The organism is Streptomyces tailanensis (assembly GCF_008386495.1).
Taxonomy (GTDB): Bacteria; Actinomycetota; Actinomycetes; order Streptomycetales; family Streptomycetaceae; genus Streptomyces; species Streptomyces tailanensis.
On the sequence record NZ_VTHJ01000009.1, the window covers coordinates 39,921 to 55,862 of the forward strand.

Here is a 15,942-nt window from a genome sequence, read left to right on the forward strand (position 1 = left end):
GGGCAGATCTTGGAGCCCAGGCACCGACCTGCCACGGAAGGAGATCCCCAATGTGCGGCATCGCAGGCTGGGCCGGCCGCGAGGGCGGACCGGCCGGGCAGGAGCCCGGACCCGCGGTCGGCATGGCACGGACGATGGCCTGTCGGGGTCCGGACGACTCGGGCGTCTGGGCGGACTGCCGGGCCACGCTCATCCACACCAGACTGGCGGTCATCGACATGAGCGGTGGCCGCCAGCCCATGACCGCCGGGCCCGACGGACGTACGAACGTCGGCGCGGCCGCGGCGGGGGAGGAGCCGTCCGCGGTCCTCTCCTACAACGGTGAGGTCTACAACTTCCGGGAACTGCGCGCCGAGCTGACCGGGCTCGGCCACCGCTTCGTCACCCGCAGCGACACCGAGGTGGTGCTCCATGCCTACCTGGAGTGGGGCGAACGGTGTGTGGAGCACCTGGAGGGCATGTTCGCGTTCGCGGTCTGGGACCCGCGCCGCCGCACGCTGCTGCTGGCTCGCGACCGGTTCGGCATCAAGCCGCTCTACTACGCGCGAACCGCCGACGGCCTGGTCTTCGGCTCCGAGCCCAAGACCCTGCTGGCGCATCCCGCCGTGCGCCCGGTCGTCGACCTCGACGGACTGCGGGTGCTGTTCTCGATGGCCCGCGCCCCCGGTGAGAGCGTCTACCGCGACATCCGGGACCTGCCGCCCGGCCACACCCTGACCTACGGCCCGGACGGCGGCGTACGGCTGCGCCGCTACTGGCGGCTGGAGGCCCGCCCGCACGAGGACGGCCTCGACGACACCGTGCGCACCGTGCGCGAGCTGCTGGAGAGCAGCGTCTCCCGCGAGCTGGTCGCGGACGTGCCGCTGAGCGTGCTGCTCTCCGGCGGCCTCGACTCCAGCTCTGTCGCCGCCCTCGCGGCCCGCGCCCTGGCCCGCGAGGGCGGCGGCAAGGTCCGCACCGCCACCGTCACCTACAGCGGCTACAGCGACAACTTCCAGCCCGACCTGGTGCGCAGCGCCCCCGACGCGCCGTACGCGCGGGCCGTGGCCGAGCACGTCGGCGCCGACCACCTGGAGATCGAGCTCAGCACCGCCGATCTGATCGACCCGGTGGCGCGCCGTGCCGTTCTGCGTGCCCAGGACGTGCCCGCCCCCTTCGGGGACATGGACACCTCCACGTATCAGGCGTTCGCAGGGGTGCGGCCGTACTGCAAGGTCGCGCTCACCGGCGAGAGCGCCGACGAGATCTTCGGTGGCTACAGCTGGGTGCACATCCCCGACCTGGCATACGAGGAGCAATTCCCCTGGGTCGCCTTCGAGCAGTGGCATCCGGGGACCCGCGCGGGGCTGGGGCAGGGGCTGCTGTCCGCCGCGTTCAAGGACCGGCTCGACATGGGCGCGTACTACGCGGAGCGGTACGCCGAGGCCATGGCCGGCATCCCCCGGCTGGCCGGGGAGGACGCCGAGGAGCGGCGAGCCCGTGAGATCTGCCATCTGCACCTGACCCACTGGCTGCCCCGGCTCCTGGAGCGCAACGACCGGCTGAGCATGATCTCCGGGCTGGAGGTGCGGGTGCCGTTCTGCGACCACCGGCTGGTGCAGTACGCGTACAACATCCCGTGGGAGATGAAGACGTTCGACGGCCGTGAGAAGAGCCTGCTGCGGGCGGCCGTGAGCGACCTGCTGCCCGAGCGGGTTCTCGAACGGCCCAAGGCGCCGTTTCCGGTGAGCCAGGACACGACATATACCAAGGCGCTGCACGAGGAGTTCGCGGAGGTGCTGGCCGACCCGTCGTCCCCGGTCCTTCCGCTGTTGGACCTGGACAAGGCCCGCCACGTCGTCTCCCCTAAGGGCGAGGCGGAGACCCGTGACTGGCTCCACCGCATGAACGTCGAGATGGCCCTCCAGGTGAATGCGTGGCTGGTGGGACACGGGGACTGCCTGGAGCTGTGACCTCGACTTTCCCAGCTGTTCGTTACGTGACTCAGGGGCGCCCCGCAGGGCGCCCCTGAGTCACGTACGGTCACCGTCAGACAGTGGCGTGGGACGCGGCCGTGCGCAGGGCCGTGCGGAGGAGGTACGGCAGGTGGTACCGGAAGAAGCGGTGGGAGGAGGCGTCGCTGACGAGGTCGACCTCCAGCAGGAGGAACTCCACCAGTTCCTCCAGCAGTTCCTCGGTCTCGTCGGGGTCCCGGCCCAGGGCACGGGCCGCGTTCTCCACCGTCAGCACGCAGTGACCCGCTCCGGCCAGCTTGGCCAGCGCGTCGCGCAAGTGCGGCGCGAGGCCCCGCCAGCGCCGGACGACGTGGTGGAAGGGGTGCGGACGCTGAGGGGAGACGGTCGTGGGACGGTCCCTGCTCATCCAGTCGATGAGCTGCTGTATCGACCAGTGCGGACGCAACCCGAGCAGACCGGCTGCCTCCATCACGGGACCGGGCAGCCCACCGCACAGGTCGACCATCGTGCGCAGGGACGAGACGTCGCCGAGGAGACGGTCAGGCCCCAGGGCCTGGAGGACGAGTTCCCCCGACTGGTCCGGGTGGAGCGGCGGTACATCCACGGGCGTCCCGAGCTGACAGCCGTACAGGCGTCGGTAACCGGCCACCAGCAGGCCCGACCTGGAGTGGGCCGGGACCAGGTCCATGACCTGGTGGACGGCACCGACGTCGTCGACGACCAGCAGTACGCGGCGGGTGGCGAGCCAGCACTGGAGAGCCCTGGCCCGCCCGGGTCTGGTCGTGGGCAGCTCGGAGCGCCGGCATCCGATCCCCTCGAGCAGATCCGCCAGAACGTCCTCGACGGTCTGTGGCGCGGCCGGGTCCCCGAAGGACACGTACAGCCGTCCGTCGGGGAAGACATCGCCCAGGCCGTGGGCGACGGCGACGGCGAGGGCCGTGGTGCCCGCGCCGGGCGGCCCGGTCACGGTGACGCAGCGCGCGCGGTCCGGGCCGCCCGGCTCCGTGAGCAGCCGGCTGATCCGGGAGATCTCGGCCGTCCGCCCTCTGAGCGGCACGTAGGGGGGCAGGGTCACCGGCGGCTCGTCGTGCGGGCCATCGGCGTGGGTGCCGATCACAGTGGTCCGCTCCACGGGTAGGTCAAGCCCGCGGTCGCCGGCCAGCACCTGCTGGTGCAGCCGCTGGAGCTCCGCGCAGGGCTCCAGCCCAAGCTCCCGGGTGAGCACCCGGCGGATACGCTGGAAGACTTCCAGGGCGTCTGGCCGCCGGCCCGCCCTGTACAGCGACAGCATGAGCTTGGCGTGCAGTCCCTCCCGGGTCGGGTTGTCGGCGGCCAAGCCGGTGAGCTCGCTGATCAGACGGTGATGGCGGCCGAGGAGCAGATCGGCGTCGATCCGCTCTTCCATCACCTCGTAGCGCTGTTCCTCCAGCCGGAGGGTGTCGATGCCCACGATCGGGCCGGGGGCCAGATCATTGAGAGCGGGCCCCCGCCACACGGCGAGGGCCCGGTGGAGCAGGTCGGCGGCTTCGGCCACCGCGCCGCGCTCCATGGCCTCTCTGCCTCGTGCCGCGAGTTGGGTGAACTCCTGTGCGTCCAGGCAGCCGTGAGGCATGGAGAGCTTGTAGCCGCCGGGGGTGGTCAGCAGCGCTTGGGGTGACTCGTCGGAGCCCGAGGACTGCGTCTCGCCGAGTCCGGGCAGCTTGCGCAGTTGGTAGATGTAGGTCTGCAGGGTGGTGGCGGCGCTGCACGGTGGGCGCTCTTCCCACAGTTCCTCGACGAGTTGGTGCAGGGGAACCGTGGTGTTGGCCCTCAGGGCCAGCAGCGCGAGGACTTGACGTACCTTCGGGGCGGATGGCGTCATGTGCACGCCGTCATGCATGACTTGCAGCGTTCCGAGTACACCGATCTGCAGCACTGGCCCTCCCGTTTATTTCGCATCTGAACACGGCCTGATGCCCGACGTGAGCGTGCGGTCGATCCCTTGACTCTTGCTTGAGCTGCGCTCAACAAGCGATGGCGATTCGAGGTCTGTCTCAGAAACCCCTCGACAGCGAGCACATCTCCCCGGGTACGCTACACAAGGCATTCATATGCTAAAAGCATTTAGTTGCAAAAAGTTGAGCATGTGCCTGACAATTTTTGAGCATGCGCCTGACAAGGAGTCCCTGATGACGCACCCCGGCTCGGGCCGCGCGAGCGGAGCGGCCGCCCCTGCTCAACCACTGCCGCCGCGCTTCCCCCTCCTCCTCGCGTCCCTGCTGCTGACCAGCGCGATGTCGATGCTCGACCAATCGATCGTCGCCACCGCGGGGCCCAGTCTGACCGGTGATCTGGGGGCCCTGGACCTCTATAGCTGGACGTTCACGGCGTACATGCTCACGTTCAGCGTGGCCATGCCCATCTACGGGAAACTCGGCGACATCTTCGGACGCCGGGCCGTCTACCTCTCCGCCGTGCTGATCTTCCTCGTGGGCTCCGCCGCCTGTGGCGCCGCCGGTTCGATGGGTCAGCTCATCGCGTTCCGGGCGCTCCAGGGGCTGGGCGGGGGCGGGCTCCAGGTGAGTGCCTTCTCCGTGCTGGGCGATCTGATGCCGCCCCGGCAGCGCGCCAAGTACCAGGGGTGGTTCGCCGGGGTCATGGTGATCGCCAACCTGGCCGGGCCGCTCGTCGGCGGCGTGCTGACCGACCAACTGGGCTGGCGCTGGATCTTCTACGTCAATCTCCCGCTCGGGCTCCTCGCGCTCGCGGGCCTCGCCGCCCTGCTGCCCCGCACCGCCCCCCGCGCGGGGCGGCCGCGGATCGACTACGCCGGTACGGCACTGCTGTGCGTCCTCATCGGATCTCTGGTTCTCGGCACCGACCGGGCCGGACGGAGCGGATGGGGCGACCCGGGGGTCGTCGCGTTCGGTGCCGGGGCGGTGCTGACGGCCGTGCTGTGGGTGTGGCGGGAGCGGTCCGCCGTCGAACCGGTCGTCCCGCTGGGGCTGTTCGCCGACCGCACCTTCACCATCTGCGTGGCCGTGGCCTTCGGGGTCAGCTTCGCGTTCTTCGGCTGTGTCAACTTCGTGCCGCTTTTCTACCAGGCCGCTCTGGGTGTCAGCGCCACCCGGACCGGGCTGCTCTTCCTGCCGGCGATGATCGGCATGGCGGTGGCCACAGTCGTGGCTGGGCAGGTGATCGCGAAGACCGGGCGGTACAAGTGGTTCCCGGTGGCGAGCACGGCGCTGGCAGCGGTTGCCGCCGCCGTCATGTCATTGACGTCGCAGGACACCGGCGCCACGGCCGTCGCGCTGCTGCTCGCCGTCATGGGCATCGGGGTCGGGCTGTCCTCCCAGGTGACCACGCTCGTCGCCCAGAGCGCCGCGCCCCGGCAGCACATGGGGGTCAGCACCTCCACGGTGGGCCTCGCGCGCAACCTGGGAACGGCCTTCGGCGCCACGGTCTTCGGCTCGATCCTCAACACCCGTCTGGCCACAGAGGCGGCGGACCTGCTCCCCGCGGAGACGGCCGACCAGATCGTCTCGGGCACCTGGGACCCCGCCCAGTCGGGCTCCCTCGCCCCCCGCACGGCCGAGGCGGTCTCGGAGGTCTACGGCAACGCGATGTCGACGGTCTTCCTCTCGGCGGTACCGGTCCTGCTGATCGGCCTGGTCCTGGCCCTGCTGCTGAAGGACACGCGACTGGAGGCGCGGGGGCCGGGTGGCCCCGGGGGCCCCGGCGCGAAGCCCGACACAGGTGGGTGAGCGCCCTCCCCTAGGCCCTGTCGTCACATTCCCGTCGTCCGCCCGGAGGGCGGGCCGCGCGCCCGCCGCGGTAGCGGCTGATGTCCGCGTAGGTGCGTGCTCTGGGCGTGCCGGGCGAAAGCCCTCGTACTGGATGTACTCGGGCTTTCGCCCGGTGCGGCGGTGGGGGCACCTCCCGCTCATGGGGGTCCCTCCCGCTCGAGCGAAGTCGAGAGTGGAGGAGAAGCCGAGAGTGGGGGAGCGTGCATGGCGTCGCGCGGCAGACGGGAATGTGACGACAGGGCCTAGGGGGTCCGTGTCACATGGGGATGACGTCGTCCACCGTGGGCGGCAGCGCCGCGCGGGCCTTCGGCAGGACGTTGTCGATGTAGTCCTTGACCGCCATGTCGAGGCCTATGTCGTGCTGGGCCCGCTCGGACAGATACCAGCGGTGTTCGAGGAGCTGGTGGTAGATCTCCGCCGGGTCCATGGAGCCGCGCATCTCCAGCGGTACGGCCCGTACGGTCGGGCGGAACACCTCCCGCACCCAGCGGTGGGCGAGCACCTCGGGGCGGGCGCCGAGAGGGTCGCCCGGGGCATAGTCGTCCTGGGTGGCCATCCAGCTCTCCAGGTCGGTCAGCAGCCGCCGGGCCTGGTTCTCCTCGGTGTCCAGGCCGGTCAGCCGCAGCAGCTGTCGCTGGTGGTGGCCCGCGTCGACGACCTTGGGCACGAAGGTGACCGTGTCGCCGTTGTTGGAGTGCTCGATCTGCATCTCGGCGACGTCGAAGCCGAGGTCGTTGAGGCGGCGGATCCGGCGCTCGATGTAGTGGTACTTGCCGGCCGGGTACACGGACGTGCGCGTCAGCTCCTCCCACAGTTTCTGGTAGCGCGCGCAGATCTCGTTGCCGAAGTCGATCGGGTCCACCGAGGGGTGCAGCGCCCCGGACGCCTCCAGGTCCAGCAGCTCCCCGCTGATGTTCACCCGGGCCAGATCCAGGTCGTAATCGCGCTGCCCCATGCTCAGTTGCGGGTGCAGATCGCCGGTCTCGGCGTCCACGAGATACGCGGCGTACGCCCCCGCGTCCCGCCGGAACAGGGTGTTGGACAGCGAGCAGTCGCCCCACGCGAACCCGGCGAGGTGCAGCCGCACCAGCAGGACGGCCAGCGCGTCCATCAGACGGTGCATGGTGGCCGGGCGCATGGTCGTCTCGAACATCGAGCGGTACGGCATCGAACCGCCCAGGTGCCGGGTGATCAGCACGGACTCCAGCGGCTCGCCGGCCTCGTCGGTGCGGCCGGTGACCACGCCGAGGGCGTCCACGGCGGGGATGCCCAGCCGGTCCAGGTCGCGCAGCAGCTCGTACTCGCGCAGGGCGGGCCGCTCGGCGAGTTCCTTGACGGCGACGACCTCGTCACCGGCGCGGGCGTAGCGCACCACGTGGCGGGAGATACCGCGGGGGAGCGGCACGAGGTGGTGCTCGGGCCACTCCTCCAGGGGCAGGTGCCACGGCAGTTCGAGGAGCAGCGCGGGGTGTTCCGGGTTGGTGGCGCTGATCTGCAGTGCCATGGGTCCTCTGCCTTCGTCTCACGGTCGTGCGGTGTGCGGGCGGGCGGCGGTTTCCCGCCGCTGCCTGGAGCATCTCCGCATCCGGGGGACCGTTTCGTCAACCAGAGGCCCGACCTGTGGTCGGGCGGGCGCCGCCGCCGGCCCGCTCGGCTTCGCCGCGAACGTCGGTCAGGGCCGGGCGCGGCGGAACACGTCGTCGGAGTCGTCCCAGACCGAGGGATCCTCCTGCGCGGGGCGGCGGCCGGCTCGCGCTGTCGCGTACATCGCCTCGATCTCGGCCGCGTAGCGCTGCACGATGGTGTCGCGGCGCAGCTTCATCGACGGGGTCAGCATGCCGTTGGCGAGGTCGAATGGCTCGGGGAGGATACGGAAGACCCGGATGGACTCCGAGCGGGACACGGTGCTGTTGGCACCGGCGATCGCCCGCAGCACCTCCTGCCGCAGCGCGTTCTCCTCCCGGGCCTCCCGGCCCAGCAACTCGTTCGGGTTCGAGGCGAGCGCACCCCGCCAGTGGGCGAGGAACTCCGGGTCCAGCGTGATCAGCGCGCCCACACAGGGCCGGTTGTCGCCCACGACCACCGCCTGGTGGATCAGCGGATGCATCCGCAGCTGCTCCTCCAGCGGCGCCGGGGCCACGCCCTTGCCGCCGCTGGTGATGATGATCTCCTTCTTGCGGCCGGTGATCGACAGATACCCCTCGGAGTCCAGCCGCCCGATGTCGCCCGTGGCCAGCCAGCCGTCCTGGAGCGCGGCCCGGGTGCCCGCCTCGTCGTTGACATAGCCCTGGAACACCGACGGACCATTGACCAGGACCTCCCCGTCCCGCGCCACCCGGATCTCCGTGCCCGGCAGCGGACGCCCCACGGTGCCGAACTTCTCCCGGCCCACCGGCTGCGCGGTGATGCCCCCGGAGGTCTCGGTGAGGCCGTACCCGTCGTGGACGAAGATGCCGATGCCGGCGTAGAACAGCGTGAGCTCGCGGTTGAGCGGGGAGCCGCCGGAACAGCCGCCGCGGACCCGCCCGCCGAGCGCCGCCCGCAGCTTGCGGTACACGGTCTTCTCGTAGAAGGCGTGCTGGAGCTTCAGGTCCATGCCGGGGCCGGAGCCCGTGTTCAGGCGTTGCCGCTCGGCGGCGACGGCGTAGTCCTGCGCGGTGCGCACCGCACGCTCGAACAGGGCGCCACGGCCCGCCTGCTGGGCCTTACGCAGGAAGTTCTTGTAGATCTTCTCGAAGACGTAGGGCACGCCGAAGAGATACGTGGGCCGGAAGGACAGCAGCGCGGCGGACAGCGCCTCCTCGGTCAGCTCCGGCTCGTGCGCCAGGAGCAGCCCGCCGCGCAGGCACATCCCCTGGATCATGAGGCCGTAGACGTGCGAGAACGGCAAGAAGGCGAGGATCGCCGGCTGCTGCCCGGGCGCCGCCGCGGTGTGCCGCCAGCCGGCGAGGAGCACGTCGCACGGGCTGGCCAGACTGCGGTGGGACAGCGCGCAGCCCCGGGGGTGGCCGGTCGTGCCGGACGTGTACGCGATCACCGCGGTGGAGTCCGGCATGACGATGCGGCGCAGCGAGTCCACCGTCGCGTCCGGCACATCCTGGCCAGCCTCCACGAGCCGCGCGAGGGAGCCGTCGTCCATCTGCCAGACGTGGCGCAGCAGCGGCAGCTGGGCGCAGACCGAGCCGACCGTCATCACGCCCTGCTCGTCCTCGACGACCACGCCCACACAGGCCGCGTCCCGCAGGATCCACTCGACCTGGTCGCGGGAGGACGTCGGATAGATCGGCACGATCTCGGCGCCCACCGTCCACAGGGCGAAACCGAGCACCGTCCACTCGTAGCGGGTGCGCGCCATGACGGCCACCCGGTTGCCCGGCCGGATCCCGGACGCCACCAACCCCTTGGCGAGATCCACCACTTCGTCCCGCGCCTCGGCCGCGCTCACCCGGGTCCAGGTGTCCGGGGCGGACGCGTCCCGGCGCGCGATCTGGGGCAGTGCGGGATCACGGCCCGCCGTCTCGAAGAGTGCGTCGGCGAGGCCTCCGGCCATGACTCGTGCCACCGGTGGAGCGATGCCGAAGTTGCCCATGCGCCACCCCCGGACCTTCCCTGCGCGTGATCTCGCCGGTGGTGCGGTAACCGGCGGTGATCGAACGTAGCGTACGGCGTAGGAAGCCGTGCGGTGAATCGACAAGTCTCCGCCACCTGGCACGTGCCACGCCTTCGCACCGTGGGCCGTGAACGTGATGTGCGGCACGTACGCGGTCCTGTCCGCAGCCCCGTCGCGGGAATCACCGCTGCACACGGCTTGATCACGTCTGACCGGCGGTAATGGCCCGGATCCGGTACGTCCGGCGGGTGTGGCACTGTGGTCCGCGCGAGCGCGGGAGAGCTCCCGCCGATCTGGAGAGGTGGACGGTGCGCGAGCCCAACGTGATCGGGGACTGGCAGGAGTACGACGGTGATCTGGCCGGCCTGCGTGTGCGCGTCCACGGCCTGGAGTGCGCGGAACCCCCGCGAGGACGCGACGACGCCGCCGAGGGCATGACATACTTCCGCTTCCGCGTGACCGTGGAGAACCGCGGCACCGACCACGTCGGCCTCCACCTGGAGGACGGGCAGCTCGACATCCGCACCGGCCCCGACGGCGAGAGCGCCTTCCTCGACTGGCGCAACTCCCGGTTCATCGAGGGCTTTGACCTCTACCCCCTGCGCCGCGCCACCGCCGTCCTGTACGGGGCCGCCCCCGAGTCCCAGCTCGGCCGGCTCGACATCCAGGCCCAGCTGCGGGCCGACGAGGAGTGGGCCGAGCGGTATCTGTGGTCGGGCGGCATCGGCGTGGACGAGGACCTCCTCGACCCGGTCGGCGGCACCGGCCGGGAGAGCCTCGCCGGCCAGATCAGCGCGTTCCTGCACGAGGAGGCGGAGCGGGGCGCCGGCTGAGGACACCCTGGTCCGGCCGGTACGGCGCCGGTTCACGCGTCGGCGGTGCGGCCGCGGGTGAACAGCCGCTTCAGCAGTGGCCACGCCAGCAGTACCACGATGATCGCGTACACCGTCACCGCGAACGGCGTGTTGACCAGGCCGGTGACGCTGCCGTCGCTGATCTGCAGGGCGCGCCGCAGCTGTTGCTCGGCGTTCGGGCCGAGGATCACCCCGATCACGGCGGGCAGCACAGGCAGGCCATAGCGGCGCATGCCGAAGCCGATCAGGCCGATGATCAGCAGGATCACCAGGTCGATCACCTCACCGCCGACCGCGTACGCCCCGACCGCGGCGAAGAAGAGGATGCCCGCGTAGAGATACGGCCGCGGAATGCGCAGCAGCTTCGCCCACAGCGGGGCCAGCGGGAGGTTCAGGGCGAGCAGCAGGACCATGCCGACGAAGAGGGAGGCGATCAGGCCCCACACCAGGTCGGGTTCGCGTTCGAAGAGCAGGGGTCCCGGCTGGATGCCGTACTGCTGGAAGGCGGCCAGCATGACCGCCGCGACCGCCGTGGTGGGCAGGCCGAGCGTCAGCATGGACACGAGGGTGCCCGCCGCCGAGGCCGACGCCGCCGACTCCGGGCCCGCCACCCCCTCGATCGCGCCCTTGCCCCACTCGTCCTTGTGCTTCGACAGCCGTTTCTCGGTGACGTACGACAGGAAGGTGGGGATCTCGGCGCCGCCCGCCGGGATCGCGCCGAACGGGAAGCCGATGAACGGGCCCCGCACCCAGGACTTCCACGTCCGCTTCACATCGCCCCGGCCGAGCCACGGGAGGCCCACCGGGATCGGCTCGGCCGGCCTGCGCCGCAGATGGGCGGCGACCCACAGGGCCTCGCCGATGGCGAAGAGCCCGACCGCGACGATCACCACGTCGATGCCGTCCGCGAGTTGCAGCGAGCCGAACGTCAGGCGCTGCTGACCGGTCATCTGGTCCAGGCCCACCAGGCCGATCGTCAGGCCGATGAGCAGGGAGGCGAGACCCCGGATCCGGGACGAGCCCAGGACGGACGTCACGGCGATGAACGCCAGCACCATGATGGCGAAGTAGTCCGGCGCGCCGATGTCCACCGCCAGCTCCGCCACCGTCGGCGCCAGCGCGACCAGCAGAAGCGTGCCGACCATGCCGCCCGCGAAGTGCCCGATGGCGGCGGCCGCGAGCGCCTGCGCGCCGCGCCCCGACTTGGCCATCGGGTTGCCCTCCATCGCCGCGACCACGGCGGCGCTCTCCCCGGGCGTGTTGAGGAGGATCGAGGTGGTGGAGCCGCCGAACATCGCGCCGTAGTAGATGCCCGCGAACATGATGAACGCGCCGATGGGATCGAGCCCGTACGTCACCGGCAGCAGCAGGGCGACCGCCATCGCCGGACCGATGCCGGGCAGCACCCCGATCGCCGTGCCGAGCAGGACGCCTATCGCCGCCCACAGCAGGTTGATCGGGGTGAGGGCCGTACCGAAGCCGTCCAGAAGGGAGTTGAGGGCGTCCATGTCACAGCACTCCCATCAGCGGGCCGCCGGGCAGTGGTACACCGAGCAGGTTGTTGAAGACGGCGTAGGTCACCAGGGACAGGACGGCCGCGATCAGCGGGTCGCGGTCGAAGCGGCGGCTGCCGAGCGCGAAGGCCGCGCCCCAGAAGAGCAGCGCACCGGCGATGGGGAAGCCCAGCGGCTCGATGAGGACGGCCGCGCCGAGGAACACCCCGGCGAGCAGCAGCACCGTACGCCAGTCCGCAGGCTCGGACAGGTCGATGTCCTCGCCGGCCTCCGCCTGGCCACGCCCGCCGCGCAGCACGTCCACGGCGAGCAGGGCGGCGATCAGCAGCAGTCCGCCACCCACGACGATCGGCACGGTCCTCGGACCGACCGGGCCGCGCTGGGTGAGGTCGACGTCCATGGTGAGGGCGTCGGTCAGGACCAGCAGGCCGAGGACCAACAGCAGGACGCAGACGCCGAGTTCGGAGTGGTCGCGCAGCCAGGAGCGGCGCTCGTCCGTGGGCGCCGGGGGAGTGTCGGTGGTGTGCGTCGTCATAGTCCGAGCTCCTTCAGCACCGACACCACGCGTTCGTCCTCCGCGTCCAGGAAGTCGCCGAACTTCTCGCCGGTGAGGAAGGCGTCGTCCCAGCCGTTCTGCTTCATCGACTGCTGCCACTCCGGTGAGTCGTGCAACTCCTCGATCAGCCGGGTGAGTTTGTCGCGCTCGGCGTCGGTGAGACCGGGCGGGGCGACGATGCCGCGCCAGTTGGTGAAGTTCACGTCGTAGCCCGCCTCCTGGAGAGTGGGCGCGTCCAGGCCGTCCACCCGCTCGGGCCCGGTGACCGCGAGCAGCCGCAGCTCGCCCGCCTTGATCTGGTCCAGGTACTCGCCGACGCCGGACACCCCGAACGCGACCTTGTTGCCGAGGATCGACGCGAGCAGCTCACCGCCGCCGTCGAAGGGGATGTAGTTGACGTCCTTCGGCGCGATCCCGGCCGCCCGCGCCATCAGCATCGGCGCCAGATGGTCCGGCCCGCCCGGCGACGACCCACCGCCCACCGGCAGCTTGCCGGGGTTGTCCTTCCACGCGCCGATGAGATCGTCGATCGTCTTGTACGGCGAGTCCTTCGCGACCACCACGACGTCCTGCTCCTCGGTGAGCCGGGCGATCGGCGTGGTGTCGGCGAGGGTCTTGGGCGCGTGGTTGGAGCGGACGGCGCCCACGACACCGAGGCCCATCGACATGGCCAGCTTGCCGTTGCCGTGCTCGCCGACCAGCCGGGTCAGTCCGACGGTGCCGCCGGCGCCGGGCAGGTTGAACACCTCGATGTTGTGGGTGAGCCCGGCGTCCTCGGCGTTCTTCGCCGCCGTACGGGCCGTGATGTCGTAGCCGCCGCCGGGCGTGTTCGGAACCATGAAACGCAGCCCCGGGATCTGCGTGCCCGTCTCGGTGCCACTGCCGGTCGTCAGCAGCGGAGGTCCCACGAGCACGAGCACGGCGGCCCCGAGCAGGGCGAGAGGGGTGCGCAGGTGCACGGAATGCCACCACCTGTCGGTTGTGTATGTGGGGGAGTGACCTGGGACACATCGTGCCCGCGTCCGGGAGGGCTGACGCCCTTGCGGAAGCAACGGAGGTTGTGGTCGTTGTGGTCACGGCGCTTGTCACCTTATGGGCACTGTCCCGACACCTCTCTTTCCCTGACCACACCCGAGCGCCATGATTGTGCGACCCGCCGCACATGTCGGCGTCCGAGCCGCCGGCCGCTCAATTGAGCGTCAGCATGGGAGATGAGTCCGTCGTGGTCGCCGAGTTCCGCCGCCATACCCTCGCGGGCGAGATGCTGGTCCTCCAGCTCGCCATCGTCGTGGTGGTGCTGCTCGCCGTCGCCGCGGTCTCCCTCACCCAGTCCGCCGCGACCTTCAACCGGGTCGAGGGCCGCCGTGTCACCGCCCTCGCCGAGCAGCTCGCCGCCAACCCGCTCGTACGCGACCGGCTCGTCCGGCCCGTGGCGCACGAGGCGCTGGCACCCCTGGTGAACTCCACCCAGACCCAGTCCGGCGTGACCTCCGTCACGGTGGCCGACGCCGACGGCCGCATCGTCAGTTCCACCGACCCCACCGTGATCGGCGACCCGCTGCCGACCGGCGAGGGCGCCACCCCCGGCCGCGGCTGGTCCGGCTCACTGACGCTGGACGACAGCAACGAACTCGTCGCCCAGGTGCCCGTCCTCGGGGCGACCGACGAAAACCTCGGCCGCCTCCTGGGCACGGTCATGATCGGCGAGGCCTCCCCGACCGTGTGGCAGCGCCTCAGCGGGGCCTCCTCCTACCTGCTCGCCTACCTGGGCATCGCCAGCGGCCTCGGCCTCGTCGGCTCCTGGCTGCTGGCCCGCCGCGTCAAACGCCAGACCCTCGGCCTGGAGCCCCACGAGATCGCGGGCCTCGCCGAACACCGCGAGGCCATGCTGTACGGCATCGCCGAGGGCGTGATCGCCCTGGACCCGCACCACCGGCTCACCCTCGTCAACGAGGTGGGGCGGCGCCTGCTCGACCTGCCCGAGGACTGCGTCGGCAAGAGCCTGGCCGACCTCGGCGTCGAGGGACGACTGCGGGACGTGCTGGCCGGGGCCACCGAGACCGACAGGCGCGATGACGCTGACAGGCATGACGGGGTCGGCAAGCGCGACGAGGTCGACAATCGTGATGAGGCCGACAGGCGTGACGATGTCGACAAGCGCGACGAGGTCGTCATCCGCAGGGGCCGGGTGCTGGTGATGAACCGGATGACCGTCACCAAGGACGGCCGTCTCCTCGGCTCGGTCACCACGCTGCGGGACCGCACCGAGCTGGCCCGGCTGGAACGCGAGATCGGCTCCTTCCGCAGCTCCTCGGAACTGCTGCGCGCCCAGGCCCACGAGTTCGCCAACCAGCTGCACACCATTTCCGGGCTCATCCAGATCGGCGAGCAGGACGAGGTCGTCCGCTACATCCGCGCACTGAGCCGGCGCCGCCACTCGCTCGACGTCACCCTCAGCCGCCGCGTCCGCGACACCGCCGTCGCCGCCCTGCTCATGGCGAAGACCTCCCTCGCCGCCGAACGCAAGGTCACCCTGCGGATCTCCGACGACACCGCCCTGGACCGGCTCGCCCCGGAGGACGCCGCCGACGTGGCGACGGTGGTCGGCAACCTCGTCGACAACGCCGTGGACGCCGCCGCGGCCGCCGACGAACCAGGCGACCACGAGGCCTGGGTCGAGGTGGGGCTGCGCCAGGACGCCTCCAGCGTGGAGATCGTGGTCCGCGACTCGGGCCCCGGCGTGGCCCCCGAACTCGCCCGCGAGGTCTTCTCCCACGGCTTCACCACCAAGGCCGCGCGGGAAGGCGAACGAGGCATCGGCCTGGCCCTCACCCGCCTCGTCTGCAAACGGCACGGCGGTGAGATCTCGGTGACCAACACCCCCGACGGGGCCATGTTCACCGCCCGCATGACCGTCAGCCACCTCACCGACGCGGTGGCGGAAGGAGCGAGACCATGAGTTCAGGGTTGGACGCCATCGACGTGCTCGTGGTCGACGACGACTTCATGGTGGCCAGGGTCCACCGCACCTTCGTCGAGCGGATCGAGCCGTTCCGGGTCGTCGGCGTCGCCAGCACCGGTGAGCAGGCCGTCGCCGCCGTCGACGAGCTCCGCCCCGACCTGGTCCTGCTGGACCTGTACCTCCCGGACGTCTTCGGCCTCGACGTCATACCCCGGCTGCGCACGGCCGGTCACGACTGCGACGTCATGGTCATCAGCGCCGCCCGGGAGGCCGACACCGTACGCGGGGCGGTCCGCCATGGCGTCGTCGACTACCTCCTGAAGCCCTTCGAGTTCGAGGACCTGCGCTCCCGGCTCCAGCGGTACGCCGCCCAGCGCGGCCGGCTGCTCACCACCGTCGTGCACAGCCAGGCCGACGTCGACCGGGTGCTGGCCGGGGCGGGTGCCGTACCGGCGCCGGCGGCCGGTGCCCTGCCCAAGGGCATGAGCGTCGAGACCGCCGAGCTGATCGAACGCACCCTCCGCGGCGCCGACGGCACCCTGTCCGCCACCGAGTGCGCGACCCTCACCGGCATCTCCCGCGTCAGCGCCCGCCGCTACCTGGAGTACTTCCACGGCGTCGGCAGCGCCGAGGTGACCCTGCGCTACGGGGTGGCCGGACGGCCGGAGCGGCGGTACAGCTGGCGGGTGTGACGCCCACGCCGGGC

General features: G+C 71.0%; 11 protein-coding genes. 5 read left to right on the forward strand and 6 right to left on the reverse strand.

All coding sequences use genetic code 11. The features are described from left to right. Window positions 1-50 precede the first annotated feature (50 nt). Complete coding sequence (gene asnB / locus F3T56_RS09720; protein ID WP_149824394.1) at window positions 51-1,952, forward strand: asparagine synthase (glutamine-hydrolyzing); 1,902 nt, start codon at window positions 51-53, stop codon at window positions 1,950-1,952. Between the two features lie 76 nt (window positions 1,953-2,028). On the opposite strand, the gene F3T56_RS09725 is transcribed toward asnB, so the two are convergent. After that, complete coding sequence (locus F3T56_RS09725) at window positions 2,029-3,834, reverse strand: AfsR/SARP family transcriptional regulator (RefSeq protein ID WP_149824396.1); 1,806 nt, start codon at window positions 3,832-3,834, stop codon at window positions 2,029-2,031. 289 nt (window positions 3,835-4,123) lie between these two features. On the opposite strand from F3T56_RS09725, the gene F3T56_RS09730 reads away from it, so the two are divergent. Then, window positions 4,124-5,698: an MDR family MFS transporter gene (locus tag F3T56_RS09730; RefSeq protein WP_149824398.1), complete on the forward strand. Its 1,575-nt coding sequence runs from the start codon at window positions 4,124-4,126 to the stop codon at window positions 5,696-5,698. Between the two features lie 298 nt (window positions 5,699-5,996). Here F3T56_RS09730 and F3T56_RS09735 read toward each other — a convergent pair whose 3' ends face one another. Together F3T56_RS09735 and F3T56_RS09740 are read right to left on the reverse strand one after the other, a co-directional pair. Continuing rightward, window positions 5,997-7,244, reverse strand: coding sequence for a DUF4032 domain-containing protein (locus tag F3T56_RS09735; protein WP_149824400.1), 1,248 nt, complete (start codon window positions 7,242-7,244; stop codon window positions 5,997-5,999). A 168-nt stretch (window positions 7,245-7,412) separates the two neighbouring features. Further along, a complete protein-coding gene (locus F3T56_RS09740; RefSeq protein ID WP_149824402.1) occupies window positions 7,413-9,329 on the reverse strand; it encodes an AMP-dependent synthetase/ligase in 1,917 nt (638 codons plus the stop codon). A gap of 329 nt (window positions 9,330-9,658) precedes the next feature. Here F3T56_RS09740 and F3T56_RS09745 point away from each other — a divergent pair, with 329 nt between their 5' ends. Next, window positions 9,659-10,183, forward strand: a complete 525-nt coding sequence (locus tag F3T56_RS09745) for a hypothetical protein (protein WP_149824404.1) — start codon at window positions 9,659-9,661, stop codon at window positions 10,181-10,183. Between the two features lie 32 nt (window positions 10,184-10,215). On the opposite strand, the gene F3T56_RS09750 is transcribed toward F3T56_RS09745, so the two are convergent. Genes F3T56_RS09750 through F3T56_RS09760 form a run of 3 tightly spaced genes read right to left on the reverse strand, consistent with a single transcriptional unit; the run spans window position 10,216 to window position 13,233 of the window. Beyond that, window positions 10,216-11,712 carry a tripartite tricarboxylate transporter permease gene (locus tag F3T56_RS09750; RefSeq protein WP_149824406.1) on the reverse strand — a complete coding sequence of 499 codons (1,497 nt, stop codon included), beginning with the start codon at window positions 11,710-11,712 and terminating at the stop codon, window positions 10,216-10,218. Window position 11,713: 1 nt separating this feature from the next. Next, a complete protein-coding gene (locus F3T56_RS09755; RefSeq protein WP_149824408.1) occupies window positions 11,714-12,253 on the reverse strand; it encodes a tripartite tricarboxylate transporter TctB family protein in 540 nt (179 codons plus the stop codon). Then, entirely contained in the window at window positions 12,250-13,233 is a 984-nt protein-coding gene (locus tag F3T56_RS09760) for a Bug family tripartite tricarboxylate transporter substrate binding protein (protein WP_149824409.1), read from the reverse strand. Before F3T56_RS09760 ends, F3T56_RS09755 begins: the two co-directional genes overlap by 4 nt. 263 nt (window positions 13,234-13,496) lie before the next feature. Here F3T56_RS09760 and F3T56_RS09765 point away from each other — a divergent pair, with 263 nt between their 5' ends. Both F3T56_RS09765 and F3T56_RS09770 read left to right on the forward strand, forming a co-directional pair. Further along, window positions 13,497-15,233, forward strand: a complete 1,737-nt coding sequence (locus F3T56_RS09765) for a sensor histidine kinase (RefSeq protein WP_149824566.1) — start codon at window positions 13,497-13,499, stop codon at window positions 15,231-15,233. Next, entirely contained in the window at window positions 15,230-15,928 is a 699-nt protein-coding gene (locus tag F3T56_RS09770) for a response regulator (protein ID WP_149824410.1), read from the forward strand. The genes F3T56_RS09765 and F3T56_RS09770 overlap by 4 nt, the downstream gene beginning before the upstream one ends. Window positions 15,929-15,942: the final 14 nt, after the last annotated feature.

Bases quoted from the DNA above. Each gene is read 5' to 3' on its own strand.
- asnB (WP_149824394.1), top strand. From the start codon at position 51: ATGTGCGGCATCGCAGGCTGGGCCGGCCGCGAGGGCGGACCGGCCGGG.
- F3T56_RS09725 (WP_149824396.1), bottom strand. From the start codon at position 3,834: ATGCATGACGGCGTGCACATGACGCCATCCGCCCCGAAGGTACGTCAA.
- F3T56_RS09730 (WP_149824398.1), top strand. From the start codon at position 4,124: ATGACGCACCCCGGCTCGGGCCGCGCGAGCGGAGCGGCCGCCCCTGCT.
- F3T56_RS09735 (WP_149824400.1), bottom strand. From the start codon at position 7,244: ATGGCACTGCAGATCAGCGCCACCAACCCGGAACACCCCGCGCTGCTC.
- F3T56_RS09740 (WP_149824402.1), bottom strand. From the start codon at position 9,329: ATGGGCAACTTCGGCATCGCTCCACCGGTGGCACGAGTCATGGCCGGA.
- F3T56_RS09750 (WP_149824406.1), bottom strand. From the start codon at position 11,712: ATGGACGCCCTCAACTCCCTTCTGGACGGCTTCGGTACGGCCCTCACC.
- F3T56_RS09755 (WP_149824408.1), bottom strand. From the start codon at position 12,253: ATGACGACGCACACCACCGACACTCCCCCGGCGCCCACGGACGAGCGC.
- F3T56_RS09770 (WP_149824410.1), top strand. From the start codon at position 15,230: ATGAGTTCAGGGTTGGACGCCATCGACGTGCTCGTGGTCGACGACGAC.